General features: G+C 32.9%; 19 protein-coding genes. 11 read left to right on the top strand and 8 right to left on the bottom strand.

Translation table 11 applies throughout. The features are described from left to right. Positions 1-45 precede the first annotated feature (45 nt). The 5 genes from NLJ00_RS18530 to NLJ00_RS18550 form a co-directional block, all read right to left on the bottom strand. Positions 46-1314 carry an NAD(P)/FAD-dependent oxidoreductase gene (locus tag NLJ00_RS18530; protein ID WP_053473182.1) on the bottom strand — a complete coding sequence of 423 codons (1269 nt, stop codon included), beginning with the start codon at positions 1312-1314 and terminating at the stop codon, positions 46-48. Between the two features lie 124 nt (positions 1315-1438). Next, positions 1439-1963: a GNAT family N-acetyltransferase gene (locus tag NLJ00_RS18535; RefSeq protein WP_256634920.1), complete on the bottom strand. Its 525-nt coding sequence runs from the start codon at positions 1961-1963 to the stop codon at positions 1439-1441. 78 nt (positions 1964-2041) lie between these two features. Beyond that, positions 2042-3376, bottom strand: coding sequence for a DEAD/DEAH box helicase (locus NLJ00_RS18540; protein WP_256634921.1), 1335 nt, complete (start codon positions 3374-3376; stop codon positions 2042-2044). Positions 3377-3546: 170 nt separating this feature from the next. Further along, a complete protein-coding gene (locus NLJ00_RS18545; RefSeq protein WP_053473184.1) occupies positions 3547-5085 on the bottom strand; it encodes a DEAD/DEAH box helicase in 1539 nt (512 codons plus the stop codon). Between the two features lie 108 nt (positions 5086-5193). After that, complete coding sequence (locus tag NLJ00_RS18550; protein WP_256634922.1) at positions 5194-5727, bottom strand: DUF6155 family protein; 534 nt, start codon at positions 5725-5727, stop codon at positions 5194-5196. Positions 5728-5830: 103 nt separating this feature from the next. Here NLJ00_RS18550 and NLJ00_RS18555 point away from each other — a divergent pair, with 103 nt between their 5' ends. Next, positions 5831-6124 carry a DUF3817 domain-containing protein gene (locus tag NLJ00_RS18555; protein ID WP_053473186.1) on the top strand — a complete coding sequence of 98 codons (294 nt, stop codon included), beginning with the start codon at positions 5831-5833 and terminating at the stop codon, positions 6122-6124. Next, entirely contained in the window at positions 6117-7376 is a 1260-nt protein-coding gene (locus NLJ00_RS18560; RefSeq protein WP_256634923.1) for a mechanosensitive ion channel family protein, read from the top strand. Before NLJ00_RS18555 ends, NLJ00_RS18560 begins: the two co-directional genes overlap by 8 nt. A 66-nt stretch (positions 7377-7442) precedes the next feature. Here the strand turns inward: NLJ00_RS18560 and NLJ00_RS18565 are convergent, their stop codons facing one another. Both NLJ00_RS18565 and NLJ00_RS18570 read right to left on the bottom strand, forming a co-directional pair. Beyond that, on the bottom strand, positions 7443-7871 hold the full coding sequence (locus NLJ00_RS18565) for a hypothetical protein (RefSeq protein ID WP_256634924.1): 429 nt from the start codon (positions 7869-7871) through the stop codon (positions 7443-7445). Between the two features lie 136 nt (positions 7872-8007). Next, entirely contained in the window at positions 8008-8184 is a 177-nt protein-coding gene (locus tag NLJ00_RS18570) for a hypothetical protein (RefSeq protein WP_180861770.1), read from the bottom strand. An 87-nt stretch (positions 8185-8271) separates the two neighbouring features. On the opposite strand from NLJ00_RS18570, the gene NLJ00_RS18575 reads away from it, so the two are divergent. From NLJ00_RS18575 to NLJ00_RS18590, 4 genes are all read left to right on the top strand, one after another. Next, positions 8272-8679 (top strand): glyoxalase, encoded by a 408-nt coding sequence (locus NLJ00_RS18575; protein WP_180861771.1) that lies wholly within the window; start codon positions 8272-8274, stop codon positions 8677-8679. A gap of 5 nt (positions 8680-8684) precedes the next feature. Continuing rightward, on the top strand, positions 8685-9107 hold the full coding sequence (locus NLJ00_RS18580) for a hypothetical protein (protein ID WP_256634925.1): 423 nt from the start codon (positions 8685-8687) through the stop codon (positions 9105-9107). Positions 9108-9117: 10 nt separating this feature from the next. Further along, positions 9118-9693, top strand: a complete 576-nt coding sequence (locus NLJ00_RS18585) for a Crp/Fnr family transcriptional regulator (RefSeq protein WP_256634926.1) — start codon at positions 9118-9120, stop codon at positions 9691-9693. A gap of 179 nt (positions 9694-9872) precedes the next feature. Continuing rightward, positions 9873-10844, top strand: coding sequence for a quinone oxidoreductase family protein (locus tag NLJ00_RS18590; protein WP_256634927.1), 972 nt, complete (start codon positions 9873-9875; stop codon positions 10842-10844). 97 nt (positions 10845-10941) lie between these two features. On the opposite strand, the gene NLJ00_RS18595 is transcribed toward NLJ00_RS18590, so the two are convergent. Beyond that, positions 10942-12918, bottom strand: coding sequence for an alpha-ketoacid dehydrogenase subunit alpha/beta (locus tag NLJ00_RS18595; protein ID WP_256634928.1), 1977 nt, complete (start codon positions 12916-12918; stop codon positions 10942-10944). A gap of 370 nt (positions 12919-13288) precedes the next feature. Here NLJ00_RS18595 and NLJ00_RS18600 point away from each other — a divergent pair, with 370 nt between their 5' ends. The 5 genes from NLJ00_RS18600 (at position 13289) to NLJ00_RS18620 (ending at position 16893) form a co-directional block, all read left to right on the top strand. Continuing rightward, positions 13289-14239, top strand: coding sequence for an isopenicillin N synthase family dioxygenase (locus NLJ00_RS18600; RefSeq protein ID WP_256634929.1), 951 nt, complete (start codon positions 13289-13291; stop codon positions 14237-14239). Positions 14240-14350: 111 nt separating this feature from the next. Beyond that, positions 14351-14683, top strand: a complete 333-nt coding sequence (locus NLJ00_RS18605) for a translation initiation factor (RefSeq protein WP_180861779.1) — start codon at positions 14351-14353, stop codon at positions 14681-14683. Positions 14684-14913: 230 nt separating this feature from the next. Next, positions 14914-15783 (top strand): nucleoside phosphorylase, encoded by an 870-nt coding sequence (locus NLJ00_RS18610; protein WP_256634930.1) that lies wholly within the window; start codon positions 14914-14916, stop codon positions 15781-15783. 244 nt (positions 15784-16027) lie between these two features. Continuing rightward, entirely contained in the window at positions 16028-16420 is a 393-nt protein-coding gene (locus tag NLJ00_RS18615; RefSeq protein WP_256634931.1) for a VOC family protein, read from the top strand. Continuing rightward, positions 16420-16893 carry a DUF4265 domain-containing protein gene (locus tag NLJ00_RS18620; RefSeq protein WP_256634932.1) on the top strand — a complete coding sequence of 158 codons (474 nt, stop codon included), beginning with the start codon at positions 16420-16422 and terminating at the stop codon, positions 16891-16893. The genes NLJ00_RS18615 and NLJ00_RS18620 overlap by 1 nt, the downstream gene beginning before the upstream one ends. Positions 16894-16928: the final 35 nt, after the last annotated feature.

Below are 16928 nucleotides of genomic sequence, written 5' to 3' on the forward strand. Positions count from 1 at the left end.
CCGATAATTGGAATTTGGAATTTAAAAATTTTGGAATTTAAAACTTTATTCCAATTGTTGTTTCTTATCAGGTCTAATAATCATTCTAAGAGATTGATCTCTGGCGAAATACGCAACCATCCAATTCCAAAATGTATTAATCCTGTTTCTATATGTAATTAAGGAGATCAGGTGAATAAACAACCAGATAACCCATGCAAAGAATCCTTTAAAATGCCATTTTGGACTTGGTAAATCAACTACGGCTTTGTTTTTCCCAATAATCGCCATTGAACCTTTATCATTATAAGCAAATGGTTTCAAAGGTTTATTTTGAGTCATTGCCTTAAAGTTTTTAGCCAAATTTAATCCTTGCTGAATTGCAACTTGTGCAACTTGCGGATGTCCGTCTGGAAAATTTTTATCACCTGCAGAAATTGCAGTATCACCAATAGCATAAATGTTATCTAAACCATTTACCTTACTATATTGATCTGTAGCCATACGTCGGCCGCGGCCGTAACTTTCCTTTGGAATTCCATCAAAAAGCTTCGCAGAAACTCCAGCCGCCCAAATTAGGTTTTTGGTTTTGATTGTTTCTCCATTTTCAAAATGCACCGTATCATCAACATAATCAACAACACGAGTATGCAGTTTTACAACAACGCCAAGTTTTGTAAGCGCTTCGAGAGTATCTTTTTGAGATTCCTTGCTCATTGGTGCTAAAAGAGCATCTCCTCCATCTACCAAATAAACATTACTCGCAGATGTTTCTAATTCCGGATATTCCTTCAACAGAATATTTTTTCTCATTTCGGCAAACATTCCAGAAACTTCAACTCCAGTTGGTCCGCCTCCGGCAACAACGATCGTTAATAATTTACGTCGTTTACGAATATCTTTGGTAATAGCGGCTTTTTCAAGGTTTTTAAGCAATGCATTTCGCATTTCGATGGCATCATTTAAGGTTTTCATCGGGATTGCGTTTTTCATTACGTTTTCCATGCCAAAATAACTCGTTTCGGCACCTGTTGCAAAAACTAAATAATCGTATGATAATTCGCCGTTGCTCAAAATGATTTTATTTTCGGCGGGAACTACAGAAAGCAACTCACCTAAACGAAACTGAAGGTTCTTTTTACCAGCGAAAAATTTTCTAAAAGGATAACTAATACTTGATGGTTCTAAAAAAGCGGTTGCAACCTGATATATAAGCGGAGGAAAAAAATTATAATTGTTTTTATCGACAAGGGTTACTTGTATTTGAGGATGATTTACAAGTTCTTTTGCGAGATTTATTCCTGCAAAACCACCTCCTATAATGACTATATTCATACGTATTGTTTTATTATGTAGGATTTATGAGTAAAACTGTTTTTGCCTTAGCAGTTCCATAAATTTAACATTTTAATTCCAAATATGAAACTCAAACTTAAGTTTTCTTTTCCTTTTTTGAGAATTATTCAGTCAATTTAAGTTTCATCATAATATCAGTCTGTTCATCGTTTCCAAGTCTAAAAATGTGTTTGTCAAATTCGACAAAACCATTCTTTTTATAAAAACTTAAAGCGCGATGATTTTCTTCCCAGACTCCTAACCAAACATAGTCAGCGTTCTTTTCTTTGGCAATTTGAATCGCTTTTTCATAAAGCAACTGTCCGACTTTTTTTCCGTGAAATTCTTTTGAAACATAAATACGTTCGATTTCAAGGGATTTTTCGTCCTGCAGTTCAGTCTGCGATTCTCCGAAGTTTATTTTTAAATAACCAATTGCGTTATTGTCGAGAACAGCAAAATAAAATTCAGACTTTTTATTCGTTAGTTCTTCCGTTAATTTTTCTTTAGAAAACTTTTCATCAAGATAAGTTTGCATGTTTTCTTCAGAATTATATTCTGAAAAAGTTTCATAAAAAGTTTGTCGGCCAATTTTTTGTAATTGGTCAATACCGTCAAGTGTAATCTTATTTATTTGAATATCTTCCATTCTAATTTTGCTGTATTTCAGGGTTTAAATTCCTTATAAAAATACAACATAAATCAGCAGATTTAGAAGCTTTAAGTCTTACTTTTTGAATTTTTTAACAGGCTTTTCTGTTACTTCAATTTTGTTTTGCAATACGTAATTGGCTAACAATTTCTCAATCAGTTCCTCTTTTGTAAGATGATGAAAAACGGTTTTTACTTTCGTTTTTAAATCAGTCGAAATATCGTGATTAGGTTTCGTTTTGAAGATTTGTTTTGCCCATAAAAGTGTATTGTTTTCTTCAATACTTAAGGCAGACGGTTTTTGGAATTTAGTAAATTTAAGTCCCAGTTCTCTTTCAAAATCAGCAATTTCTGCCACTTCCTCTTCTTGTAAAACAGTTAAAGAAAGTCCCTTTGCTCCTGCTCTGGCAGTTCTTCCGCTTCGGTGAACATACGTTTCGTAAGCATCCGGTAAATGGTAATTTACAACATAAGAGATTTCTTTTACGTCGATTCCTCTCGCTGCTAAATCGGTGGCAACTAAAGTATTAATATGTCCTTCGCGGAATTGTTCCATGATTCTGTCACGAATTCCCTGTGATAAACTTCCGTGAATCGCTCCCGAAGAAAAACGGTTTATCGCCAAATTTTTAGCCAGTTTATTAACGGCAGCTTTTGTTTTACAGAAAATAATACCGCGTTCTCCATCTTTTGAATTTAAAAAATGCATTAATACATCTAATTTTTCAATTGGATCAACTACAATATATTCGTGATCTATTCCTTGGTTACCAACAGTTTCCATATTGGCGCTTACCTGAACTACATTTTTGTTTAAGTAATTCTGAACCAATTGCTTAATTGTTCCCGGTAAAGTTGCCGAGAATAATAAAGTGCGGTGTTTTTTAGGGATTTCAGCCAGAATTTCGTCAAGGCTTTCTTTTAAAATCGAAACCATTTCATCGGCTTCATCTAAAACTAAAAATTTCGTTTGTTTTAAATCAACTGCTTTTCTTTGAATCAAATCGATTAAACGTCCCGGAGTCGCCACTATAATGTGTGTTGGCGATGTAAGGCGCTCAATTTGAGGCTTTATCGGGATTCCACCGCAAGTTGCCGCGATTGAAATATTTGGAATATATTTTGAAAAATCTTCTAAATTTCTAAAGATCTGATACCCTAATTCTCTTGTTGGAACTAAAATTACAGCCTGAACTACAGGAGATTCCGTATCAATTAATTGTAATAAAGGAAGTCCAAAAGCCGCAGTTTTTCCGGTTCCGGTTTTGGCTAAACCAACAACATCGTGGTTTTCAGATAATAAAAGCGGAATTGTTTTTTGTTGAATTTCAGTAGGTTCAACAATGTTTAATTCGCCTAAAGCTTTTAAAATTGGCGCTGAAAGTCCTAATGTTGAGAATTGTTTAGACATATTTTTAGTTTTTTTTGTTTCAGGTTTCATGTTTCAAGTTGCACAGAAGCCTGATAAGTTTGACAAAAGGAGAAATCACATTAAATCGCAATTTCTCCTTTCTAAATTATATTATGTTTAGATTCCAACAACTTGAAACATGAAACCTAAAACTTGAAACAATTCTAAAATCAATCTGGTTCGTTCATGATTTTTTCGCGGTATTTTTTACCTACTAATAAGGTCAATCTTTGCTTGTAATCGTCCAGAAGCCATTCGCGGTAGTTTTTACTACACTGACTTAAACATTTTGCGTAACGTTTAATTCGGCATTCGATATCGTCTTCTAATTCTCTTGATAAAGCTTTTGCTTCCTGAAGCGTTTCTGTATTGTCAACACACATTGCGGCGTGCTGTTCAAGCGATTTATCTAAAACAATTTTCGAACGTAAATTTTGCTTAATCGCCAGTTTGTGTTCCTCTTCAACATCAAAAGTAACATCAGCAGTTTTGCTGAATTTTGCTCTTAATTCTGGAGGCATACTGTATTTAAAGAACATTTCAATCTCAGTATCGTCTCTAAGATTCTCCAAATAAAATTCTGGAGATTTAAAAATGTGCTGCCAGTTTACCGGTTCGCTCCATAAACCGAAACGAGCGGCATTGTTTCCTAAGTCGATTACTGTAAATTCATCTTTACCAGGTAATTTACGAGATCCACGACCAATCATCTGGAAATATAATGTCAATGATTTTGTTGCTCTGTTTAAGATAATAGTCTCAACAGTTGGTTCATCAAAACCAGTTGTCAAAATTCCGACAGAAGTCAAAATCGCATCCGGAGTTTTCTTAAACCAAGCCAAAATATCTTTACGCTCCTCAGAACTGCTTGTATTATCAAGGTGACGAATATCGTAACCCGCTTCTCTAAAAGTATCGTATACATATAATGATGTATGAATACCGTTATTGAAAATTAAAGTTTTCTTGCCTAAAGAACGCTCTGTATAAGCATGAAGCAATTTTTCCTGCATTAAAGAATTGGTATACAAATCATCAGATGATTTTACGGTATAATCTCCGTTGATACCCACTTTTAATGAAGTCAAACCAACATCATAACTATAGGTTGTTGCTCTCGCCAAAAATCCTTTGTCGATCAATGAACCAATTGTGTCCCCAACGATAAGTTCGTCGTAGCTTTGGTGCATTGGTAATTTTATGTTTGAACTCAAAGGTGTTGCTGTTACTCCAAGAATAAAAGCATTTTTAAATGAGTTTAATAGTTTTCTAAATGAATTGTAATGTGCCTCGTCAATAATTACCAAACCAATATTGTCAAGGTGCAGTTTCTCGTCGTTGATACGGTTTTTTAAAGTTTCAACCATCGCCACGAAACAAGAATAATCATTTTGGTCCGGTAATTCTTTTACTTTACTATTGATTATTTTATTGCTTACGCCAAAGCCCTTCAACATTTTTGAAGTTTGTTTGCAAAGCTCGATTCTGTGTGTTAAAACAACCACTTTTTTGTCATTATTAGATAAATAACGACGTACAATTTCAGAGAAAATTACTGTTTTTCCGCCTCCGGTAGGCAGTTGATACAATAAATGATGTTTTGGAGGAGCATTGTCTAAGCGGTCAAAAATGGCATCAATATCGCCTTTTTGGTATGCATAAAGTTCTTTTTTCTCTTCTCTTTCTATTTCTAAAGTGTTTTGAGACATTGTTTATTTTTGGATTTTTGCAAAAATACATCTAAAAAACAGTTATTCATCTTATTTTAACCTAAAATAAATGATTTTTTTAAATAAGATTTTTTATAGGAAGTGTTTTTAAAAGTCGATTTTATCCAGAATTGCTTCAAAATCATACTTATTTTTCCATTTTTGCTGCAAAGTCTGCTGGTGAATTGCGTCAATCCTTGCTTTAAATTCAGCGATGATTCCGTTAGAAATGACAAAATTTACTGCTTGTTCAAACGAATTAAAAATGCTTTTGTAAAATAATTCCTGCTTAATGTAGTTGTTGGCAGAATAAGTTTGGGCAATTTCGATATTGTAAAACATCAAATCGGCAATAATAAATGGATCAACGCCTAACATTATAAAATGTTTGATGATTTTTTGTGCCACAGAACGACGCATTTTTGCTCTTGGGCGCCATTTTGCATTGGGCTTTTTTACGGGAAAATATTCATGGGAAATTTTAACCTTAGATTCCTGCAAAAGTTTATCTTCTTTTGGGTTAAAAACAAAATCGTAATACACTTTTACCGGAGCAAATTTTTCATACAGCTCAATAAGCTGTTCTTCGAGTTGCTCTTTGCTCAGTTCGGTTAAATATTTTTTTAAATCGCGCTTGCTCATTATCAAAGTTTAAGATTACAAAAGTAAATTACTTTCCTGAGACATAACTTAAAAACCAATCCTAATACTTAATTTTGCTGCTATAATCTCAAAATATATCTACATGCTTAAGATTTTTAAAGTTACCGCTATTTTAGAAGGAATTTCATATTTAGTTTTATTTGCCAATATGCTTATTATTAAAACTAACAATCCAGAACTTTACCATACTTTATTAAGACCTTTAGGAATGACACACGGTGTGTTATTTATAGGTTATATTGTTTTGGCTTTTTTATTGAAAAAATCTCAAAACTGGGATTTAAAAACATTTGCAATTATACTAATCGCTTCTCTTATTCCGTTTGGAACTTTCTACATCGAGAAAAAATATTTAGAAACTAAAGCAAATGCTTAACCTTTTGGATAAAATATTCAATTTTTTATACCCTCTTTTCAGGCATTGGGGAATGAGCCGCAATTTTGCGTCTTATATTAGTCTGATTTTTAATATTGCCATTATGGTGGCTTTGGCTTATGCCATTTATTATGTCGCAAAATTTGTTTTGGTAACGTTGACGGCCATTTTTGCCCAGCGCACCAAAACAAAGTTTGACGACTATCTAGTTCACAATAAAACCACAAAATACACCGCGTATTTAATCCCATTTTTCTTTATTTATAAAGCTGTACCTATTATTCTGGACAAATACGAATATTGGGAATCGCTTTTTGGAAAAATCGTTGGTATTTATATCGTTTTGATCAGTTTATGGATTATCAGAACGATTTTTAATGCGCTTCGTGATTATTTAAAGCAAAAACCGGAATATAGCGACAAACCTATCGACAGTTTCATTCAGGTTATTATGATTGTGCTTTGGATTTTTGGTGTCGCGATGATTATTTCGACTTTATTCGGAATCAAAAGAGGCGAATTATTAACCATTCTGGGAACTCTTTCTGCTATTATCATCTTGATTTTCAGAGATACAATTTTAGGATTTGTTTCGAGTGTTCAGGTTGCCATAAACGATATGGTTCGTATTGGCGACTGGATTACAATGGATAAATTTGGTGCCGATGGCGATGTAATTGAAATCAATTTAACGACCGTAAAAGTTCGAAATTTTGATAATACCATTACCACGATTCCAACGTATGCTTTAAGTTCTGATTCTTTCCAGAACTGGCGCGGCATGCAGAATTCTGAAGGAAGACGTATTAAAAGACATATTTTGATTAAAAGCAGCAGTATTCGTTTTCTGAATAATGATGACCTGAATCATATGAAAGGAATTCAGCTTATTACCTCTTACATTGAAACCAGACAAGCTGAAATTGAAAAGTACAATGCTCATCGGGGAATCGATAAATCATTGTCTCTTAACGGTCGTAATATGACCAATTTAGGTTTGTTTAGAAAATACATTATGCAGTATTTATTAGACCATCCTGGGTTAAATAAAAATATGCATATTATGTGTCGACAGCTGCAGTCAACTGCACACGGAGTTCCATTAGAAATTTATGTTTTTTCAAGCGATAAACGCTGGGCAAATTACGAATATATAATGTCTGATATTTTCGATCACATTATGGCGTCGGTTATTTATTTCGATCTTGAAATATTTGAACTTCCTTCGCAGATTGGGGTTTTGAATAGGTAAGTTTTCAGTCGCAGTACTCAGTCACAGTCTCAGTAAAAAACTGAAAACTGAGACTGCGACTGAATACTATCTTTTAATTTCTTCAAAAACAAACTTAGGGTCTTTATAATTCAAAGTTCCGTCAATAAAGCACGGAAGATTAAAGTAAGTTCCCACTACTCCATTTCCAAGAATCAGTTTATTTTCTTTTTTAAGCAAAGCTAAAGGCACTCTTTTCCAGGTTCCACCGTTTGATATATAATGAAAATCACCTCTTAAAGTATTTCCGTTTATATCCCCTCTTACATCGCCGGAATCCTTCCCTACTTTATAATAAGATATTTCATAACGACCGAAAAAGCGTTTGTCACTTATATTAAGTGCCAAAATTGCGGTGTCTTTATTATTTACGGCGCGATACAAAACTTCCTGATAACCATTTTTATCTTCTTTTGAATTGCAGGAAACTATACCAGCCAATATCAACAGGAAAAAAAGAAAAGATTTTATATTCATAAGTATTTTTTTTGAACCATATAAGTTATATAAGTTCATTTAAATTAAAGCTTAATTTTGACCATACAATTATTCAGTTCGTTAGAATAAAACTTAAATTTTCTTATATAACTTATATGGTTAACTTTTTAAACAGTTAATTCTTTTTTATTAATTGAAAAATTTGAACTAAGAGAACACCAAATAATACTCCAATGGCAAAAATAGAAAGGAAATCTACATTACGAATATTTGATAAAGAATTACTTCTAAAATAATTTCCTGATGCAATGATCAAAAGAATTACGGTCAGTATAATTGACTTGTTTTTCATGATGCTGATTTTTAAGTGAAATTAATATTTAATAAATGTATTAAATATAATTTATTAAAAGATTTTTTCTAAATTTAAAGAAAAAACATGGCAGATAGAGACACTTTTTTAAGAGAATTAAGAGGCGAAACTTTAGGAACTGTAAGTGCTCAGTCTTCTCCAGATGAGATCTTTCAAAATCAGACGATTAGGCCTATTTTAAAACTTCAGAACGATTTGTTTATTGCGGTTTTTATTAATTATGTCAATAAAAACAAAGCTGATTTTTATTCGTATTCTGTTGAGAAGAAACTGCAGACTATAGAAAATTCCATTCAAAAAGATATTAAGTTCCGTAATTCCCTAAAAGGAATTGTAATGGCACTTTTTACTATTGAAGAATATGAAACTTATATTCAGAATTCATCGAGTTTAAACAAACGAATGATGAATTTATTAATTGACAGATTGAAAAGTCAGGTGCAGTTGTTTGAGGTTGAATCTGATTCTAAATAATACTAATGATTAAAGCATACCATTACCTGTACTTTCGTACTTATGAAACTATTTCAAAAACAAATAAAACATCTGCAGAATATTCATCCGCAGGATTGCTGTCTCTTATTATTTTTATAAATATCTTAAGTGTCTATTCTTTACTTTTTAGGTCATTTAATAATATTGCTTTTTACAGTTGTTGTGCTTTTGGGATAGTTGTATTAACTCTAAATTTTATGTATTTTAATGATGCTAGACACAAATCTATTCTTTATGAATTTAAAGATGTAAAAATAAAAAGGGTATATAAAATACTTGTTGATGCATATCCACATCTGTCTTTTTTACTTTTGTTTATTTTCCTTGATACGGGTTATAGTGTGATTCTTTATTATATTGGAATAGTAATTTTAATAAAAGCAGTAAGCTATTTTTGGGAATTATAATTAAAAAAAAATGTTCGACCAATTCCGAAATAAATTCCCCTTAACTGATGAAAAATGGAACGAATACACGAGTTATTTCAATCGTATTGAAGTTCCTGCTAAAACGGTTTTGATTGAAGAAGGCGAAGTTTCTAAAAAGCTTTTTATAATCGAAAAAGGCTGTATCAGGGTTTGGTTTAATAATAACGGAAAAGATTTGACTTCGCAGTTTTTTTTCGAAAATCAAAGTGTTGCTTCTATCGAAAGTTTCATTAAAAAATTTCCAAGTCCGGTTGTAGTGGAAACAATCGAACCTTCTGTTTTATGGTGGATTTCTAAAAATGATGTCGATACAATTTTGGAAGAAATAAAAGAAATCCCGGAACTTCGGGATCGGTTAATCAATATGCTTTTTCAAAGAACATTTGATTATATGAAACACTTTTTTTCTTTCATAAAAGACTCCCCTACTCAACGTTATCTCAGTTTAATTGAAGAAAAACCTCAAATTGTGCAGCGAGTTCCGCAACATTACATTGCTTCTTATCTTGGCGTAAGCACAGTTCATTTAAGCCGAATCAAAAGTAAACTGGTTCACAAAAAATAATTAAAATTTCACCATATAAGTTATATAAGAAATATAAGCTAGACTTAAATTAACTTATATAACTTATATGGTTTAAAAAAAACTTGATAATTGTTTCTTATTTCATTTGATAACAAATGTTATCGTTTGTCCATAAACAGCCCTATAATTTTGCTTCATAAAATTTAATATTTAAAATTATGAAAGCAGCAGTAGTTTATAAAAAAGGCGAATTGCCAAAATATGCAGAATTCCAAGAACCAGTCTCAGCAAATGAAAATGAAGTTTTAATTTCGGTTAAAGCTGTAGCGATTACCAATCTCGATAAAGGAATTGCAAGTGGAGAACATTATTCTTCTGAAAATGAAAATCAAAACGGATTTGTAATTGGCAGTGACGCCGTTGGTTTACTCGAAAACGGAACGAGAGTTTATGCTCGAGGGATTTCCGGTACAATAGCCGAAAAAGCTTTAGTCGAGAAAAACAGAATGGTCGCATTGCCAGACGGAATTGAAGATGCAATAGCCGCAGCAATGCCTAACGCAGTTGCAGGTTCGGCAATGGCGCTTCGATTTAGAGCCGGAATAAAACCAGGAGAAACGGTTTTAATTAATGGCGCAACTGGTTTTACGGGTCAGATGGCTATTCAGATTGCGAAACATTATGGAGCAAAAAAAATAATTGTTACGGGAAGAAGCGAAAAAACGCTTCAAAGTCTTTTAGAATTGGGTGCTGACGAAATTGTTTCTTTAAAACAGGATGATAAAAGTTTTGTGTCGAAGCTTAAAGAAATTCATCAAAATACACCAATTGATATTGTTTTGGATTATTTGTGGGGACATTCGGCAGAATTGATTCTTTCGGTTTTAAAAGGAAACGGAAATTTTACTCCTAAAACGAGATATGTTTCTGTAGGTTCAATGTCTGGCGACACCATTCAATTATCTGCTCAAATTTTACGAAGCGTTGATTTGCAATTGTCGGGTTCAGGTTTAGGAAGCTGGACAAGAGACGAAGTCAAATTGTTGTTTTTAGAAATTCTTCCTGAAATGTTTCTTCTGGCTTCTCAAAACAAACTAAAAGTAAATATCGAGAAAGTGAATTTAGTCGATATTGAAAAAATGTGGAACGCAGAAGTTTCTGATGGGAAAAGATTAGTAGTTCTTATTTAAAGCTGCTAAGGTTCTAAGATGCTGAGATTCTAAGTTTTTTTAAACTCAGATCTAATATTAGCATCTTAGAACCTCAATATCTTAGCAACTTAGAATCTTAGTATCTCAGTAACTCGAATAAAACTTCTTCGAAACGATTTTTAGCTAAAAATTGATCTTCTAAAGCTTTTGTAAACGGAATTGGTGAATCTAAACTAGCTACTCTTTTTACAGGGCCGTCTAAATATTCGAAACATTCTTCCATAATTAAAGCCGAAAGATCGCTGGCAATTCCGCCAAACATAGTATCTTCCTGATAAATAATAGCTTTTCCAGTCTTTTTAACCGAAGCAAAAATAGTTTCGGTATCAAGCGGCTGTAAAGTTCTTAAGTCAATTAAATCAGCATGGATTTCAGGATTATTGGCTAAAGTTTCTAAAGTCCAGTGAACCGGAGCTCCAAAAGCAATAATGGTTACCGCATTTCCTTCTTTTAATAAAGCCGCTTTCCCAAACGGAATAGTATAATAATCTGTTGGAACGTCCTGATAAATACTTCTGTATAATTGTTTGTGTTCAAAAAACAAAACCGGATTTGGATCGTTAATGGCGGTATTTAATAAACCTTTTGCATCATAAGGAAATGCCGGATAAACAACTTTTAAACCCGGAGTTTTAGTAAACCAGGCTTCATTTGTCTGCGAATGAAACGGCCCAGCTTGTGTTCCGCCGCCGCAAGGCATTCTAACGACAACATCGGCTTTTTCGCCCCAGCGATAATGTGACTTTGCTAATAAATTGACAATTGGATTAAAACCTGTCGAAACAAAATCAGCAAACTGCATTTCGACAATGGCTTTGTAATTATTGATGGATAATCCCATTGCAGCCGAAACTACGGCACTTTCGCAAATTGGTGTATTTCGAACGCGATCTTTTCCAAAAGCATCAACAAATCCATCTGTAATTTTAAAAGCTCCACCATATTCAGCAATGTCCTGCCCCATTATGACTAAGTTTTTATTACGCCACATAGATTGTTCTAAACCATTTCGGATAGCATCTATAAAACGAATATTTTTTACTTCTTCGCCATGAGTATATTCCTCATATTCAAAATCTTTATAAACATCATCTAATTCTCCGCTGTAAGTTGGTTCTATTTCAGGTTCGGCATTTGCCATTGCCCAGTTTTCATCAATTTCCAGCTTGATTTCAGCACGCAATTGTTCGTCCAGTTTTTCGGTAAGAACTCCAATTTCTGTTAGATATTTTCTATAATTGGTAACCGGATCTTTAGCTTCCCATTCATCCATCAATTCTTGCGGAACGTATTTTGTTCCACTCGCCTCTTCGTGCCCGCGCATTCTGAATGTTTTAAATTCTAATAAAACCGGATGCGGGTTATCGATCATTTCCTGTTTTAACTTCGATAGTTTGTTGTAGACTTCAATAATATTATTTCCGTCAATAATCCAGCTTTCAATACCGTAACCAATTCCTTTATCGGCAAGGTTTTCGCATAAATATTGTTCGTTTGTTGGTGTAGAAAGTCCGTAGCCGTTGTTTTCGATAACAAACATAACCGGAAGTTTCCAAACTGCTGCAATATTCAATGCTTCGTGAAAATCTCCTTCGCTTGTTGCGCCTTCTCCGGTAAAAACCGCTGTGATTTTTTTATTGTCCTGAAGTTTATTGGCCAGCGCAATTCCGTCAGCAATTCCTAATTGCGGACCCAAATGCGAAATCATACCTATAATATTGTATTCCTGAGTTCCAAAGTGAAAACTTCTGTCACGGCCTTTTGTAAAACCGTTTGCTTTTCCCTGCCATTGCGAAAAAAGTCGGTGCAATGGAATATTTCGGGTTGTAAACACACCAAGGTTTCGGTGCATTGGCAATACATATTCAGATTCGTCTAAAACAGATGTAACACCTACTGCAATAGCTTCCTGGCCTATTCCTGAAAACCATTTTGAAACTTTTCCTTGTCGAATTAAAATAAGCATTTTCTCTTCGATCAAGCGCGGTTTCAGGATTTTTTTATATAAATCTAGTAATTTTTCGTCAGTCAGGTTTTCTCTGTAAAAGATCATTTTTGTAGTAAGTTTAGTTTTTCAAATATAAAAAAATATAACAATTTTACATCTAATTGTTAAATAATTTAAAAACGCATATCATTAATTCTATAAAAATAGAAAATAATTTGCAGTTTTCGGTTTAAAAAAAGCGAACACAAATATAATCGGATTTTTTCGTCAGACCAGTATTTTTTATAATATTTTAGCTACAAAAAATAAATGCATTAATTTTTCAGTTTTTAAAATTTTAATTCAGAATTTGTATTAAAAATTGGATATAAAACTAAATTTTATGGTAATTTATAAAATTCAAATATAAAATATTCTCTACCTTTGTTATTGAAAGGCTTAATGCGCCTTTTTTTCTTAAATAAAAATGTAAAGTATGCAAAACATTCCTAGTGTAGACTTACGTGATTTCCTTTCGGACGACCCGAAACGTAAACAAAAATTTGTAAATGAAATCGGCAGTGCATTTGAAAACATTGGCTTCGTTGCCTTAAAAGGTCATTTCTTAGATGACAAATTGGTAGACGAACTTTATGGTGAAATTAGAAAATTTTTCGCCTTGCCAGTAGAAACTAAGCATAATTATGAAATTCCCGGAATTGGCGGTCAAAGAGGTTATGTTTCTTTTGGAAAAGAACATGCTAAAGGACGTAAAGAGGGAGATTTGAAGGAATTCTGGCATTTTGGCCAGTATGTTGACCAAGACTCTAAATGGGCTTCAGAATATCCTGAAAATGTAGAAGTTAAAGAATTGCCTCGTTTTAATGAAGTTGGTAAAGAGGCTTACCAAATGCTTGAAAAAACAGGAATTTATGTTTTAAGAGCTTTGGCTTTACACCTTGGACTTGATGAGTTTTATTTTGATGATTATGCAAAAGAAGGAAACTCTATTTTAAGACCAATTCATTATCCTCCAATTACTTCTGAACCAGAAAATGCAATTCGTGCAGCGGCTCACGGTGATATTAATTTAATCACTTTGTTAATGGGAGCGCAAGGTAAAGGACTTCAGGTTCAAAACCATGATGGCGAATGGATTGACGCTATTGCAGCAGACGACGAATTAGTGATTAATGTGGGCGATATGTTGTCAAGACATACTAATAATAAACTTAAATCTACAATTCACCAGGTTGTAAATCCGCCTAGAGAATTATGGGGAACTTCTCGTTATTCAGTTCCGTTTTTTATGCATCCGGTAAGCGATATGCGTTTGGATTGTTTAGATAAATGTATTGATGCAGAACATCCTAAGAAATATGAAGATATTTCAGCGGGCGAGTTTTTACACGAACGTTTGGTAGAATTAGGTTTAATCAAGAAATAAAAATTAAATAAATTCTAATATTAAAATTCCAAATTCCAAGCTTTTCTTGGAGTTTGGAATTTAATTTTTAAATACCTTTATGGTTGAAATTTATTTTTAGAATAAAAAAATATGGACTTAAAAGATCAGTTAAAAAACTTATTTCCAGATCACGAAGAATCAAATGAACCTGAGGAAATTCAGGAGCAGGATCATGTTTTGTATGTACAGAAAGAACCTATGATCTGTAAATTTGAAAAACGCAAAGGAAAACCAACTACTATAATTGAAGGTTATGAAGGAAGCGATGAAGATTTTAAAGTATTAGCCAAAGAAATCAAAACAAAATTGAGCGTTGGCGGTACTTTTAAAGATGATTCGATCATCATTCAGGGCGATTACCGCGACAAAATTATGGCAATTTTAAAAGAAAAAGGATTTAAAACGAAGCGTGTTGGGGGATAAAAATTCCAAAATTTAAATTCCAAATTCCAATTTTTTATTTTAACGCAAAGCTCGCTAAGAATTTTTATAATTTGGATTTTTGTAAAATGCAAAGTTCGCAAAGCTTTGTGTAAATTTGAGTAATTGGAATTTGGAATTTAAATTATGGAATTTTATAGATGCACAGCTGTGCGCCTCTACAGAAAACCTTTGTCCCTTTGCACCTCAGAACCTTAGAACCTAAAAAAGAAATGATAAAAGCATCAGAATTAATACTTAATCCAGACGGAAGTGTTTACCACTTAAACCTTCGTCCTGAACATATTGCCAACGATATTATTTTTGTTGGAGACCAAAATAGAGTTGAAAAAATTACTCAGTTTTTTGATTCGATTGAATATTCGACACAAAAAAGAGAATTTAAAACCCAAACGGGAATTTACAAAGGAAAAAGAATCTCTGTAATGTCAACCGGAATTGGGCCTGATAATATTGATATTGTTTTAAACGAATTAGATGCTTTGGTAAACATCGATTTAAAAACACGTCAGCCAAAAGAAAAATTGACTTCTTTAAATATTGTTAGAATTGGAACTTCTGGTTCTTTGCAGGCTGATATTCCTGTTGACAGTTTTGTAATGTCAAAATTCGGACTTGGATTAGATAACATGCTTCGCTCCTATTTAATTGACGAAGTTTCGAATACGGCTCTTGAAGATGCTTTTATTCTTCACACCAACTGGGATATTAGAAAAGGAAGACCTTATGTGATTCCGTGTTCAGAGAAACTGGAAAAAATTATCGAGTCTGATAAAATTTTTAAAGGAATAACCGCTACAGCCGGAGGATTTTATGGTCCGCAGGGTCGTGTTTTGAGATTGAATATTCAGGATGAAGAATTAAACAATAAAATGGATAATTTTGATTTTAATGACAATCGTATTACTAATCTTGAGATGGAAACAGCAGCAATTTATGGGCTTTCTTCTCTTTTAGGACATAATGCCTTATCTTTAAATGCAATTATTGCCAACCGTGCTTCGGGAACTTTTAGTGAAGATCCTTATAAAGCTGTTGATGAATTGATTACTTATACATTGAATAAACTGGCTGGGAATTAATGGATCACATATTCTCAAGGACATTAGGTAGGTTTATATGCGGAATTGGAGGCATATTTAGATGGTGCTTTTTTCAATTGTTAAATATTTTAATTGAAGAAAAGTTTCCTAAAGAATTGGATTACTATTGGTTTAATGACGATACAACTGTAGATAAAAATGGATTTACAGCGATTCAGAAAAACTATATGGCAGGAATAATTTTGTTCATAATTTTTATATTTCTAATTAAAATACTTGAATAATGTTTTTAAGAGTAGCCAGACATACGAATGATTTAAAGAGAATTGAAGATTTTTACGTTGATATTCTCGGTTTTGAACAATTGGGAGGTTTTGAAAAACACAATAATTACGATGGAATTTTTATTGGAAAATCAGGTTTAGACTGGCATTTTGAGTTTACACAATCCAATGAAAAAGCCAATCATTCTTTTGATGAAGACGATGTAATTGTGCTTTATCCCAAAACAATTTCAGATTACAATGAATTAATAAATAAGCTTATACACCATAATATTGCAACGATAACTGCAGCTAATCCGTTTTGGAACGAGAACGGAAAAATGATCCAGGATCCGGATGGTTATCGCATTGTAATATCATCCTTAAAAGCCATAATAAACGAAATAGAATAATGCAGGAAACACATAAAAAAATATTATTTAAATATTACAGTGATTATTTAGAAGAAACAGTTTCAGAAACGATGTGGGCCGAAATTGTAGATTTAGAAAAAGGACTTTTTAAATTAGATAATATTCCATTTTTCGGGCCGTTGATTGCTACTGATGATTTATTTTATGCAGAATTTGATGAAGAGGAAGATCGCCTGGTTTATAAAGAAACAATTGAAAATTCAGGAAATTCAATTGTTCAGGTGATTATTTTAGAGAAAGGATTTGACAAGGAAATTATCAGAGAAAAACTAAAGGCAATAAATTGTTTATCAGAAGGATTAAATGAAAATTTTCTTTCTGTAGAAGTGGTTCGCGATGTTGATTATTCGATTGTGAGAAGTATTTTAAACGAATACGAATCTCAGGAAATTATTCAATATGCAGAACCTTGCCTTTCAGACAAACACAGGGCTGATTTAATAAAAAACTAAACTTACAAACTTAAGAATACGCATACCAAACTTAA

The sequence above is a fragment of the Flavobacterium panici genome, from assembly GCF_024499525.1.
Classification (GTDB): Bacteria; Bacteroidota; Bacteroidia; order Flavobacteriales; family Flavobacteriaceae; genus Flavobacterium; species Flavobacterium panici.

Excerpts from the sequence above, each read along its gene's own strand:
- NLJ00_RS18530 (WP_053473182.1), bottom strand. The coding sequence starts at position 1,314 with ATGAATATAGTCATTATAGGAGGTGGTTTTGCAGGAATAAATCTCGCA.
- NLJ00_RS18535 (WP_256634920.1), bottom strand. The coding sequence starts at position 1,963 with ATGGAAGATATTCAAATAAATAAGATTACACTTGACGGTATTGACCAA.
- NLJ00_RS18540 (WP_256634921.1), bottom strand. The coding sequence starts at position 3,376 with ATGTCTAAACAATTCTCAACATTAGGACTTTCAGCGCCAATTTTAAAA.
- NLJ00_RS18545 (WP_053473184.1), bottom strand. The coding sequence starts at position 5,085 with ATGTCTCAAAACACTTTAGAAATAGAAAGAGAAGAGAAAAAAGAACTT.
- NLJ00_RS18550 (WP_256634922.1), bottom strand. The coding sequence starts at position 5,727 with ATGAGCAAGCGCGATTTAAAAAAATATTTAACCGAACTGAGCAAAGAG.
- NLJ00_RS18555 (WP_053473186.1), top strand. The coding sequence starts at position 5,831 with ATGCTTAAGATTTTTAAAGTTACCGCTATTTTAGAAGGAATTTCATAT.
- NLJ00_RS18560 (WP_256634923.1), top strand. The coding sequence starts at position 6,117 with ATGCTTAACCTTTTGGATAAAATATTCAATTTTTTATACCCTCTTTTC.
- NLJ00_RS18565 (WP_256634924.1), bottom strand. The coding sequence starts at position 7,871 with ATGAATATAAAATCTTTTCTTTTTTTCCTGTTGATATTGGCTGGTATA.
- NLJ00_RS18570 (WP_180861770.1), bottom strand. The coding sequence starts at position 8,184 with ATGAAAAACAAGTCAATTATACTGACCGTAATTCTTTTGATCATTGCA.
- NLJ00_RS18575 (WP_180861771.1), top strand. The coding sequence starts at position 8,272 with ATGGCAGATAGAGACACTTTTTTAAGAGAATTAAGAGGCGAAACTTTA.
- NLJ00_RS18580 (WP_256634925.1), top strand. The coding sequence starts at position 8,685 with ATGATTAAAGCATACCATTACCTGTACTTTCGTACTTATGAAACTATT.
- NLJ00_RS18585 (WP_256634926.1), top strand. The coding sequence starts at position 9,118 with ATGTTCGACCAATTCCGAAATAAATTCCCCTTAACTGATGAAAAATGG.
- NLJ00_RS18590 (WP_256634927.1), top strand. The coding sequence starts at position 9,873 with ATGAAAGCAGCAGTAGTTTATAAAAAAGGCGAATTGCCAAAATATGCA.
- NLJ00_RS18595 (WP_256634928.1), bottom strand. The coding sequence starts at position 12,918 with ATGATCTTTTACAGAGAAAACCTGACTGACGAAAAATTACTAGATTTA.
- NLJ00_RS18600 (WP_256634929.1), top strand. The coding sequence starts at position 13,289 with ATGCAAAACATTCCTAGTGTAGACTTACGTGATTTCCTTTCGGACGAC.
- NLJ00_RS18605 (WP_180861779.1), top strand. The coding sequence starts at position 14,351 with ATGGACTTAAAAGATCAGTTAAAAAACTTATTTCCAGATCACGAAGAA.
- NLJ00_RS18610 (WP_256634930.1), top strand. The coding sequence starts at position 14,914 with ATGATAAAAGCATCAGAATTAATACTTAATCCAGACGGAAGTGTTTAC.
- NLJ00_RS18615 (WP_256634931.1), top strand. The coding sequence starts at position 16,028 with ATGTTTTTAAGAGTAGCCAGACATACGAATGATTTAAAGAGAATTGAA.
- NLJ00_RS18620 (WP_256634932.1), top strand. The coding sequence starts at position 16,420 with ATGCAGGAAACACATAAAAAAATATTATTTAAATATTACAGTGATTAT.